This is a genomic window from uncultured Anaerobiospirillum sp. (assembly GCF_902485895.1).
Classification (GTDB): domain Bacteria; phylum Pseudomonadota; class Gammaproteobacteria; order Enterobacterales; family Succinivibrionaceae; genus Anaerobiospirillum; species Anaerobiospirillum succiniciproducens.
Window position 1 is genome coordinate 1 of record NZ_CABTML010000038.1, and the last position, 12,213, is coordinate 12,213.

6 protein-coding genes are annotated in these 12,213 nt (G+C 43.5%); 2 read left to right on the forward strand and 4 right to left on the reverse strand.

Annotation, left to right across the window (positions count from 1 at the left end; genetic code table 11):
- On the forward strand, positions 1–152 hold a 152-nt coding region (locus tag RDO37_RS03230), incomplete at its 5' end, for a flagellin (protein ID WP_308498088.1).
- A gap of 87 nt (positions 153–239) precedes the next feature.
- On the opposite strand, the gene uvrC is transcribed toward RDO37_RS03230, so the two are convergent.
- The 3 genes from uvrC to RDO37_RS03245 form a co-directional block, all read right to left on the reverse strand.
- The gene (gene uvrC / locus RDO37_RS03235; protein WP_308498084.1) at positions 240–3,188 is read right to left on the reverse strand and encodes an excinuclease ABC subunit UvrC; all 2,949 of its coding nucleotides are present in this window, start codon (positions 3,186–3,188) and stop codon (positions 240–242) included.
- Positions 3,189–3,482: 294 nt separating this feature from the next.
- On the reverse strand, positions 3,483–4,286 hold the full coding sequence (locus tag RDO37_RS03240) for a MetQ/NlpA family ABC transporter substrate-binding protein (protein WP_303074952.1): 804 nt from the start codon (positions 4,284–4,286) through the stop codon (positions 3,483–3,485).
- 968 nt (positions 4,287–5,254) lie between these two features.
- On the reverse strand, positions 5,255–8,137 hold the full coding sequence (locus RDO37_RS03245; protein ID WP_308498085.1) for an FAD-binding and (Fe-S)-binding domain-containing protein: 2,883 nt from the start codon (positions 8,135–8,137) through the stop codon (positions 5,255–5,257).
- A gap of 630 nt (positions 8,138–8,767) precedes the next feature.
- On the opposite strand from RDO37_RS03245, the gene RDO37_RS03250 reads away from it, so the two are divergent.
- Entirely contained in the window at positions 8,768–10,069 is a 1,302-nt protein-coding gene (locus RDO37_RS03250; RefSeq protein ID WP_308498086.1) for a hypothetical protein, read from the forward strand.
- Between the two features lie 277 nt (positions 10,070–10,346).
- On the opposite strand, the gene RDO37_RS03255 is transcribed toward RDO37_RS03250, so the two are convergent.
- Positions 10,347–12,071 carry a hypothetical protein gene (locus RDO37_RS03255; protein WP_308498087.1) on the reverse strand — a complete coding sequence of 575 codons (1,725 nt, stop codon included), beginning with the start codon at positions 12,069–12,071 and terminating at the stop codon, positions 10,347–10,349.
- Positions 12,072–12,213: the final 142 nt, after the last annotated feature.

Sequence of the window (12,213 nt, forward strand, 5' to 3'; positions counted from 1 at the left end):
ACGAAGCTGATGCACGCTCACGTATTCGTGATGCTGACTTTGCTGAAGAGTCTGCTAACTTATCTCAGCAGTCCATTATTCAGCAGGCAGCTGCTTCTATGCTGATGCAGGCTAACACCCGTCCTCAGCTGGGCTTAAGCTTATTAGGCTAATAATGCTTTAGCGCGAGTGCGCAAAGTCTTTTTTTTAAATTAAGGCAGCCTTGGGGCTGCCTTTTTTTGTGTTTGTTAGCTTGATGTTTAACTATGGAGCTCATCGTAGATTTGTTCGGCCATCTTCGGACTGATGCCAGGGACTTTCTTGAGCTCATCAATGCCCGCACGCAATACCTCTTGCATACCGCCTAAGTGCTTTAATAAAGCCTGACGACGCTTTGGACCTACGCCTGCAATGCTTTCAAGCTTGGAAGTCCGTCTTGCTTTAGCGCGGCGATTTCTGTGTCCTGTAATAGCAAAGCGGTGGGACTCATCACGAATATGGATCACCAACTGCAATGCTGGTGAGTTTAGATTGAGATTAATACGCTCGTGACTAAAGGCTCTAATAAGAGTCTCAAGACCTTCCTTTCTACCCTCTCCCTTGGCAACAGCTACTATGGTTGGCATTGGTGTCTTAGCATTAGCAAAGGCATTAGAGATTACCTCCTCAGCCTGGGATAACTGACCAGGGCCACCATCAATAAAGACAAGCTGCGGACATTCACCACCATCAGGATCTTTAAAGCGTCTTGTTAGCACCTGATGCATAGCCGCAAAGTCATCACCAGGAGTGATGCCCTCGATATTGAACCTGCGATAGCGAGAACTATCTGGGCCTTCTCGATTAAACACTACGCACGAGGCTACAGTAAGCTCACCTTGAGTATGGGAAATGTCATAACACTCCATACGCTCAACGCCACTAATGCCAAGCAAGCTCTCTAGTTCTTTAATACGATGCTCTGCAGTGGCAAATGACTGCACCTTAGCACTAAGAGCTACAGACGCGTTAGTCATGGCTAGACGTACAAAACGATGCTTAGCACCTCGCACGCCACGGGTGAAGCGTACATTCTTATCAAACTGTTTCTTAAGCGCCTCTTTGAGTACGCTCAGCTCGTCTTTGAGCACTACAGCGCCCGCACTATCGACGGCAGCATCATCGACAGCATCGCCTGTATCGGCTGTATTGGCTGCATCGGATGCATCGATGGATGATGCGTGGGCATCATCTGTGCTCGCTGCTTGTTGCTCTGAGATCGTAAGATTTGCTGCATTGGTGTCTTTGTCAGAGTGCTCGTCGGTAAGGTATTCTTCTTCAAGATCAAGCGCATCTACAACATCATCATGGAGCTTACCTTGTAGGCGATCGTGGCGCTCTTGTGGATCGATATGGTCCATGGCCTTGATCTCTGCAACGAGACTCTTAGCACCAGCAATGCGCTCGTCTTTATCCCCTGGCAAGATGGACTGCTGCATACGACGGGATCGTGAGGATACCTGTCCTGGTTTTAAGTTCTCTGACTCATCGCTATCAGCATTAGCATCTGCACTAATCAGATCACTTGTTATGCCATCTTGTCCTGTCTCATCATCTGCTGCATTTACGGCATTAAAATCAAGATCAATTACCACCTCATCGGGGATAAGGTTGCTGTGAGTATCATTAAGATAGAAACGGCTTAAGAAAGATAAGACGAGCTCAGTATTGTTTCTAACTTCGCTTGTGAGCTTTGGAAAGAACGAGCGGGTTCCAAAGATGCGGCCATTACGAATAAAGAGCACATGGATACAGGCCATACCCTCTGCCATAGCAAAGCCAATGACATCTAATGGATACTCGATACCCGAGACAATACTATTAGCCTCTTGTACCTTTCTAAGCGAGGTAAGCTGATCTCTAAGCGCTGCTGCCTCTTCAAACTCCATACGTGCAGCATGTTCTTCCATCTTTTTAACAATGGCGCTTAAGAGCTCTTGATTGTGTCCTTGTAAGAAGAGTTTAACGAGCTCTACTTGCTCAGCATACTGTGCCTGTTTTTCTTTAGACATAGGCACGCAAGGAGCTAAGCACTTACCAATTTGAGCCATGAGACAAGGTCTAGAGCGATGAGCATAGACGGTATCTTCACATTGACGAATTGGAAAGAGCTGCAGCATGAGTCTAAGGCTGTCTTTTACTGCAGATGAATCTGGGAATGGGCCAAAATATTCACCGGCTTTACGGCGTGCGCCACGGTGGTAGTAAATACCTGGATGCTCATGCTGAGAGGTAAGCAAGATATACGGGTATGACTTATCATCTCGCAGCAAGATGTTAAAGTGCGGCTGATACTTCTTGATGAGTTCATTTTCAAGAATCAAAGCCTCACTTTCAGAGAAGGTAACAGTAAACTCAATATGAGCAATATGTGAGACTAAAACCCTGGTCTTAACGCCTTGATCTTGCTTTAAGAAATAAGAGCTTAAACGCTTCTTAAGATCTTTAGCCTTGCCTACATAGATGACCTGATTGCGCAGGTCATACATGCGATAACAACCTGGACGATTTGGTACTGTCTTTAAGAAAGCCTTGCTATCAAAAAGCTCAGCACTACCATCCTCATCTACCTTGGCAGCCTCATCTTGACCTTGTACTTCAGCGTCAGCCATATCCATTTGAGGCTCAGCTACATCTGATCCAAAACCTGCTTTATGGGCATCGTCATAGTTGCCTTCTTCATCAGGAGCAAACTGAATGGATCTTCCAGCCCCGCGTAACTGACGCTCTTTAATCTTGCTAATCTCGTAGGCAATACGACTCTTATTGCGATTGCCAAAGATCTCATCTTCAGTTGCGCTCTCAAGATCATCTAAGGCATCCTCAACGCCATCTCTTAATGGGCTATCAAGGTCTTCCTCTAAGGCATCCTCAAGGTCATCGCTTAATGAGCTATCAAGGTCATCCTCTAAGGCATCATCAAGATCGTTTAGCGAGGAGCTATCGAGATCTTCTAATTCATCGTCATCATCAAGATCTGAGGCATAAGCACCAATACCCATCTCCTTAGCTGCACAAGCAATGGCATCTAAGGGAGTATCTGTTGCTTTGCTTTCTTTATCCTCCACTTGAGCGTTAGCAAGCGTCGCATTAACTGCTTGTAACTTTGCAGTGCTCTGAGTTGTGGATGCTAATTTAGCTTTAGATTTATTTGATGATGTGCGTGGCACGGCTAGTCCTGTTAATTGCTCCAAAAGGTGGCTACAGTCTATCAGGATTAATGCTCGATAACACGTACAATGCGATCTTGACTTGTTTAGTGCCTAGCTATGAGTTGGTGTTGAATTAATGAGCTTAATTTAGTGCTGGATTGAGGGGCTGGACTAAAGCTTCAGGAATAAGGTGGTTACGTTGAGTGGTGGGATTTTTGAAGAGGCAAATGCAGGCGGCGCTGTGGCTGCCTGCATTTTTAGGCTACCTTAGGTTTGGTAGCCTGTGGGGGTGATACAAGCTTTATGCTTGTATTACTCGAGGTAAGAAGCTGGAGCTGGAACTACAGCACCCTTGTAAGTGTCAAGGATGAATTTAGCAGTTGCCTTGGAGGTGAGCTCCTCAACTAATACCTTAATGTCTGGGTTCTTGGCGCTCTCAGAGTTACCAACTAAGATGTTAACGTATGGAGAGTCTGCATCCTCAGAAAGTAAGGAATCAGTAAGAGGATTTAATTTAGCTGGAATAGCGTAGTTACTGTTAATAATTGCAGCATCAACGTCAGCTAAAGCACGTGGCAGCTGAGCAGCCTCGAGCTCTTGGAAGTGTAAGTTCTTCTTGTTCTCGGTAATATCAAGAACAGTTGCTACTACAGAGGTTGGATCCTCAAGGGTAATTAAGCCTTTCTTAGCAAGTAATAAAAGAGCACGACCACCGTTGGTTGGATCGTTAGGAATAGCGATAGTAGCACCATCCTTGAGATCGTCGATTGACTTTAACTTCTGGGAGTAAAGGCCCATTGGCTCGATGTGAACGCCAGCAACTGCTACTAAGTCAGAGCCGTGATCCTTTACGAATACCTCAAGGTAAGGCTTGTGCTGGAAGAAGTTAGCATCAAGCTCAGCAGCATCTACAGCTAAGTTAGGCTGTACATAGTCGTTAAACTCGGTGATCTCAAGCTTAACGCCTTTCTTCTCTAATGCTGGCTTAACAAACTCTAAGATCTCAGCATGAGGAACTGGGGTAGCGCCAACCTTAAGAGTACCTGCAAAGGCGTTTGAAACAAAGCTAGCGGATGCGACTAAAGCAACGGAGAGTGCAACTAAAGTTTTCTTCATATTACTTTTAAGCGAGGTTTTAGCTCGCCCCCTTGAACAATAACCTGAAAAATTTCGTTGGATTCACTATAGCGAGAAACAATCATGCTCACAACCTAGTGTGTATGTGCCTTACCACTTTTGTGCTTTATTTTAGTGCATGATTTTGAAAATGGCCAGTAAAGTGAGTTTTTAACAAGCCTTATATTTAAGCCATCCGTAAACTATTTGGCCATACAAATGTGGCAAAATGCGACTTTCTACAAAAAATTCACTGCGCGAATATGGAACAGCGCCCACTTTTCGCGCAAATTATCAGGCTATAAAGCCCATATTTACGTGCTTATTGAACCCAAAAACAGCATACTTACGCCATTTGTGAACTACTTCACAAAGACAAATACCTATTTGCCATTGCAAAGAACTGCAACGCATTTGCAGTTCTAAACGCATTTATCTTTAGCCTATGCCTAAGATAAATCATCAACTAATGATGAATAATGCATTTATTCAGATAATGCACAGCGCTGTTGGCTTTTGAAAATACTATCGCAAGCACTTAAGCTACCTTAATCTTAGTGTACTTAAGACAGCTGTATCTTAGTTAAAAAGCCAAGCTTTATGCTCCCCTGCTTTCAATGATCTCAAGCTATGACTTACTTTCTTGCCATGACATATTTCATCTACTGTGTCATAGCAATTGGCGGCTTAAGCTATAAGCGCCTTGACTTGGCTGTTAGCAACTATCAGTTAGTGATTAGCTATTAGCTGGTATCTGTTGGCCTAAGAAGTTAGTGATTAGCTATTAGCTGGTATCTGTTGGCCTAAGAAGTTAGTGATTAGCAGTAAGTCTTTAGTGTTTTTGTGGTTTGGTAGGCTTGGAGGCTAGATAAACAAAAGGCAATGGCGCGAACTTTTGAGCACGCCATTGCCTTGTATATTGCTGGAGTTGGGCTCATCAAGTGATGTTGGTGAGCCTAAAAGCTTACTTACATCTTGTAGCGAGCTACCTTGTCTACTAAGTAGATTAGGTTTTGCCATGCAATGTCACTATGAGAGTTTAAGCCAATCTCACAAGTAGAGGAGCTTGAGTAACCGCGCTTGAGATTTGGATTCTTCTCTTGCTCGTTGTCATAGTACTCATTGAACAGACGTAAGGAGCTATCGTTAAGCTCTGGGTGAGTAAAGCCCTTGTTACCGGCAAAGCCGCAGCACTTGGTTGCGCTATGTACATAGACCTTACCAGTGGTACATGCCTGAGCAACTGCCTTTAAGGAGCTATCCCACTTACCCTTGACGGTGGAGCACATTGGGTAAACAGCTACGTCCTCATCAATCTTACGGATAGAGATACGCTCAAGCAGTACCTTCTCTAAGAATACTGGCATATCCATGAAGTTGATGGAGCTGTCAGACTCCTTAAGACGCTTTAAGATCTCGTAAGAGCAAGCAGAGTGATCGCAAACTACGATGCAGTTCTTGGCAGTCTTGGCCATCTCGTGAATGATATTCTGCAGCTCAGTTGCCTTTTGAGATTCTACCTCTGGATAGTCCTTGTAAGACTTACCGCAGCATAAGCTCTTAACCTTGTGAGGGTATACAACATCAATACCTGCCTTCTTGCACAGGCCCTCAAAGACCTCCTGCAACGGACGCTTATCAAAGCGCTCATCACGTGGGGCAAAGACACGGTTAATACATGAGGTAAAGTAAATTACCTTCATGTCGTTGCCTGGAATGATCTTATCGTTGAAGCTATAACCATTGCTCTTAGGCATAGTAACTGGGACGAATGGGATCTGTAAGGTCTCATTCATCTTGCGAGAAATCTTAGTTACAGTCTCGGAGCCTAAGATAGTTCTAGCAGCATTAGCACCCATTAAGGAAGCCTTAGCAAGACCAATGGTAGTGCCGTAGATCTTAGATGAAGCCTTAGCTACTTCCTGACGGAATGGAGAGCGCATGAATGGCTTTAAGCTCAGAGCAATCTTGGCAGTGTCAATCTCTAATGGGCAGAGAGTTGAACACATAGAGCAAGTAGCGCAAGTCTCAATACCAAAGTACTCATAGCCCTCCTTGAGCTCTTCAAGCTGAGCAGTTTCTTCAGCTGTACGGTGGTTCATGTTCTCAAGACGTACGATTTCCTTACGTACAGCAATACGCTGACGAGGAGTTAAGGTAAGCTCACGGCTTGGGCATACCTTCTCACAGAAGCCGCACTCCATACACTTATCAATGAAGTCTTCAACTTGTGAGGTAGTCTTGAAGTTCTTATTGTGAACATTCATGTCATCGGTGATGATGACATCTGGGTTGATAAGGTACTTAGGATCGAACAGTTCCTTAATGGCAACGTTAACCTGATAGGCCTTCTTGCCCCACTCGCGCTCCACAAAAGGAGCCACCATACGGCCTGTACCGTGCTCAGCCTTGGTGCTACCGTCTAAGGCGCATACAGACTCAACTAAAGCCTCCATGAAGGCAGCAAAACGTGCTGACTCATCAGGATCTGATAAGTCTGGAGTAATGATGAAGTGAACGTTACCAGCTAAAGCGTGACCGAAGATGGAGCCTACGAAGTCATACTTCTTGAAAAGCTCGGTAATCTCGGCAATACCTTTGGCAAAGTTGTCAGTTGGGTAACATACGTCCTCAGTGATAACTGCAGTACCAGATGGACGTAAAGAAGCTGACAGCGGCAGAATGGACTTACGAATAGTCCAGTTTGATTCCATCTTCTTAGGATCAGAATCAAAGTGAGTGCCGTAGATAGACTTAGCAGGCTCGATTAAAGCTGTAACCTTAGCAATCTTCTTATCTAAAGTTGCCTTGTCAGCAGCTTCAAGCTGAACTAACAGTGCACACTGACCTTCCTTAATGTCCTTTAACTCAGCTGGAGCATTATCAAGATCCTGAGCTGACTTTAAGCACTGATAATCCATGATCTCAGCAGAGCTGACGATATCTTGGTTCTTTGCTAAAACCTTAACTGCAACTGCAGCTTGGTCTAAAGAGGCATAGTGCAGCAGAGCACAGGACTTAAAGGCGCTATCTTCAACGCACTCGTACTCAACACGAGAGGTGAAAGCTAAAGTACCTTCAGAGCCGATAAAGATGTGGTTTAAGATGTCCTTAAGCTCGCTAAAGTCAACTAAAGAGTTGATGCTATAGCCAGTTGTGTTCTTAATCTTGAACTTACGCTCGATGAGCTTTACGAGTTCTTTGTCAGCAACTACGGTATTGCGCAGTGCCATGAGCTTTTCAACAAGCTCACCATGAGTCTTAACGAATGAGGCGAGGTTCTCACCCTCAGGTGCATTATCAGAGGTATCTAAGATGGTACCGTCACGTAAAATCACACGCACAGACTTGATGGTGTTGTAGCTGTTTTGCTTGACACCGCAGCACATGCCTGAGGAGTTATTGTTAAAGATACCGCCGATCATGGCATTGTTGATGGTTGCTGGATCTGGACCAATCTTTAAAGAGTAAGGCTTTAAGGCCTCATTAGCTTCACAACCGATAACACCACAGTCAAGGAAAATTGACTTCTTGTCGTCGCTCACCTTGATCTTCTGCCAACGAGCATTAGCAATAACTAATACGCTTTCAGATGAGGCCTGACCGCTTAATGAGGTACCTGCAGCTCTGAAGGTAAGTGGAGTTTCAAACTCTTGGGCTAACGCACAGATAGTCTGAATCTCGCTCTCATCAAAAGCACGAATAACTACCTTTGGAATGTAGCGATAGCAAGAGGCGTCAGTACCATAAGCAAAACGACGTAAAAAGTCGGTATAGACACGATCATTGAAGTGCTCTTTAGCCTTAGCAGCAAAGCCCTCAAAGTCCAATTTGAGCTGAACCTTATTCATAAAACACAATCCGCAACCATCTCCGTACTTAGCGACACATTACTTAAATTGCCTATCTAAGTGGAGAGTAAATTTCACAAGGGCAAATACACAGCAATAAAAACTAAGGCACTAAAAAGCGCACTGACTTTGCCTTGCGCATACTATAAAGAGTATGGACAAATCCTAAAACCCGGCCTAAGCAGGCCATCAATAGACATGCACAGGCATACCCAATTTCCTAGATACACCAATACTGCTATAGCTGCAAGATTCTAACAATGGCATCTATATCGAAAAAGCTACATGATGATATTTCTTATCGTTTAACCTCAGAGATTCACGATTCTTTGACAACAATCAACAAAGATCCCCATAAATGATCATTGTTGCCCACCTCATGAGAGCTAAAACACGCACTCATCAGACCACAGTGCAAAACATAAAAATAGACCTTGATATTAATAGCTCTATAGCGGCAATCTTAGTTCTCTATGAGACTTTCTATGTGCTTAGACCATTGCCCAAAAATGTGATGTACAAGCCGATATCGAGGAGCTTGTAGTTATTGAGTACACTGCAGGTGATATGATTACTACTAAAAAATATACTATTAGACCATGCTATGGGACTTGGCACTGAGGTGTCGCTATGGATGACCTTGATGAACTACAAATTAACACCCGTATTTGTCTGTATGTAGAAGACGAAATCGACCCTGAGAAGCTCAAGATCTATGCTGCGACTCATCAACGTGTAACCAACGAGTTCTTCACAGCTCGTTGCTATTACGATTTTGAAAAGGCCTACAAGAAAGTTGCTTCATACGAGCTTGGTGAGGATTTGTCTGAAGACTTTGCTATCACATACTATGAAGATGCGGTGCGCTTGCTCGACAGTGTCCATAAGAAACGAGAGTCTTTAGAAAAAGCTCTGCAAGAACATTGCTTTGCGGATATCTGGCTTGGCAATGAAATTGAACGAAATGCCGACTATATGGGCTATGACATTCAATTTCTCAATGAGCTTGAATGGTGCCTATGCGATGCTAACAAGATGCTCTTTGAGCATCTACAAATGATTTTGCTCAAGATGCGTAATGAGACATCTCTACGCAATGTTGACCCATTGAAGATCCAAAACCTCTTCAAAGAAGTAACGAAGTGGGGATTTGAAGGCCCAGAGATATCACGTGAAGAGATTGAATTGGTCGTCAGAAACATTATCAGACAACTGCGTGTTTTATCTTACTTAAGAGCCCGCATCTGCATTGAAGCTCCACCTGAGCGTAAAAGTTTCATTGCCAAATCAGTAGAGTGCGTACCACTGCTGCGTCATATAGTTTTTGATGAGGGTGGCAATCTCGACTTTGCTGCAGCTATGTCAGTGGCTCTAAAGGGTGACTATTTACGCGATAGAGCAATAATTAAGGACGATGCTCCTGATGACACCATCTCTTTGATAGCAGCATTTGCCTACAAAAACATGGAAGATATGTGCATCAGTGTTGCCAATAATCTTAGCGAAAAAGAGCTTAGAGCACGCTTTGAGAACTCATACATGTCCATTTTGGCAGCCATGATTGAGTCAGAAATGTATCGCATGGACTCCACGATCTACTCTGTCTTCCATCCTGTGAGCTTCTATCTGAGCAATATTGTTTATAACAGCGTTATCCACGTTGAAAATCTGTGGGCTGAAGAAGAGGAACGCGAAAAACAAGCTCCTAAAAAACGTACTAAGCGTTGGATAACCGAGCACGATAGACAACAGCTACACAGTGATTGCGTCATGGTCAAAGATCTGCTCGTCCTAACGCTGTTACTCCCCTTTGCTGCAGCATACTACATCATCAATCTACCGCTCTTTTTGCTAACCTTAGTTTTGGCAATCCCCATTGGCATTTCAAACTTTATCGCTAATCTCATCCGAGGCAAAAAGAAGAAGAAATAGCCCCAATATAAGCAGCAGCAGCAAACACAAGCTAACGCTAAGTCGGCCCGCTAAAACCACAGCTCACAATCATGCTCAAGCACTGCTAAAGCACATGCCAATGCCTATGCTTATGCTCATGATTACGCATAAGCCTCTGCAGCATCTTGGCTATGCCGCGATCTTTCTTTGCATCATAGTTTTGCAGTGAAGCAAAATACATTACGATCTGAAGTGAGCTTTGCAGCCTCAAAATCACCCCATGATCAAGCCTGAAAATATGATTATAGGAACACCTTTACTTCAATACACCAAGTTTTCTTAGGAAAAGTTCATTTCTTTTCATGCCCTCAGCTGTAATAAACTTGCTAGCATACAGTGATTTAATTTGCAGTGTAACTGCGTCAAACCACTCGAGCATCTGGGAGATTGATACTCTGTTTAGCCAATTTAACAAAGACTTTTCTAGCTTTAGCTCAGATTGTGATTTAACCCCATCCTCTTTACCAAGGCTTAGCTTTAGTTCATTGATTCTGTGGCTTAAGAAGCAGTAATAACTAGCACTAATGAATTGAACGAACTGCCTGCCTCTTAGACGCATCTGAGAGCAAACGCGTGGACAATCCCAATCTGCTGTGTTCTTTTGAATCACATATAAGTTTTCAATACGATTTCTCAAGCGGTAGTACTTCAGCGCTTCGAATGTATCCTTTTCAAAGTCAGAGACAAGTACGAAAAAGCCTAGCTCTTCCCAGTGTTCGTTAATCGCATCATTGTTGGGCTGAACATCAGTGACATTGCCAGCATCATCTTTGCTGATGATGAGATACCTTTCTACCATGCTCTCACCATGTGAAGTAAGTTCTGATCGAGACTTGACTGAGTTGATTAGTTCGTCAATTTCTTGTGTAAAGATAGCTCTCTCACTCACACCTCTTGAATCAGAGAAGAAGAAGTGTAAGTACATATTCTTCGTAACTTGCTGGGTATCTCGAGCCTTTAACTTTTCTTGTGTTTGCTCATGCGCCAAATTGTAGACATGTTCAACCTTTACGGTCATGCCATAAGTATCGGAATCAAATGGACACTTGTTGCCATATGAGTAGATACTTTTCTGAACTTTCTTGAACTGCTCTTCAATCCATTTACTCTTAACAGACATAAGTGACAAGAACGGAATGCCATACTTCACAAACAAAGCACAGTTCTCTTCGTTATGAAAGCCATTGTTAGTAACTACTAGTGGTTTTACATCTCCTAGAACCTGCATTCTCATGATTGCATTCCTGATTGAAATGGCATCAGGAATATTGCTTGGCTGTTGTTCAAATGCAATTGGCTGCAGGTTTTCAACAGACATGATTGTGAGTTGCTTTTGAGAAAGTAGTCGTCCAGTCTCTTTGCTGAAACCGTACCTAAACTCATACTGATTCGCAGAGTACGTGTTAACCGATGTAGTGTCTAGAGCAATGATTGGTCTCTTAGTGCCACAACTTGAAAAACGATGACTGAAGTATGACTGTATGCCACTTTCGTTCATGGCAATGTCTTCAAACAGACGACCACAGCAGTCTTCAGACATGCCATCTCTGTATGGGGTTTCATGCTCGAACTGCCACTTCTCCAAGTGAAAGATAGTTCTCCCATCAGTCGCTACAAAGTATTGCGCTAGTGTCTCTATCTTTTGTGCATCGCCCTCAGGAAAACATGAGTGCAAGTGCTCAGTGATACCTGACTCTACTCCTGCCCATTTCAAGATTTCAGTGGCTCCCGTACGTGTTCTAGAAGCCTGAACTATAGGCTCAACATCTTTAGAACCTTTCAAAGACTTCTTCTTTGGCCTTGTCGGAATCATCTCATTTTGGCCAGATGGAATTTTACCTATCAAGGTCTTCTTAACAGTGTAGGTTTTCATGGTGTCTGGGTTATACGCAGTAACACGCTCATAGACATACACATCACCATTCTTTTGGGTGACTCTTACTTGCCCATTATGAGTTTTTCCTGTTCTTGTACGTCCCATGACCTTGTCCTCTTATATATAGATGTACATGGCATTTATAGTTTATCTAAATAATCACGTATAGAATGTCAAATTATTTATAGTTTGGCATCCTTAGTTATATCATTAGCTAACTCCATTGCTCTATCTATAGTAACGGTAT

What these genes read in the sequence shown, in the direction of transcription:
- RDO37_RS03240 (WP_303074952.1), bottom strand. Translation starts at nt 4,286, where the DNA reads ATGAAGAAAACTTTAGTTGCACTCTCCGTTGCTTTAGTCGCATCCGCT.
- RDO37_RS03245 (WP_308498085.1), bottom strand. Translation starts at nt 8,137, where the DNA reads ATGAATAAGGTTCAGCTCAAATTGGACTTTGAGGGCTTTGCTGCTAAG.
- RDO37_RS03250 (WP_308498086.1), top strand. Translation starts at nt 8,768, where the DNA reads ATGGATGACCTTGATGAACTACAAATTAACACCCGTATTTGTCTGTAT.
- RDO37_RS03255 (WP_308498087.1), bottom strand. Translation starts at nt 12,071, where the DNA reads ATGGGACGTACAAGAACAGGAAAAACTCATAATGGGCAAGTAAGAGTC.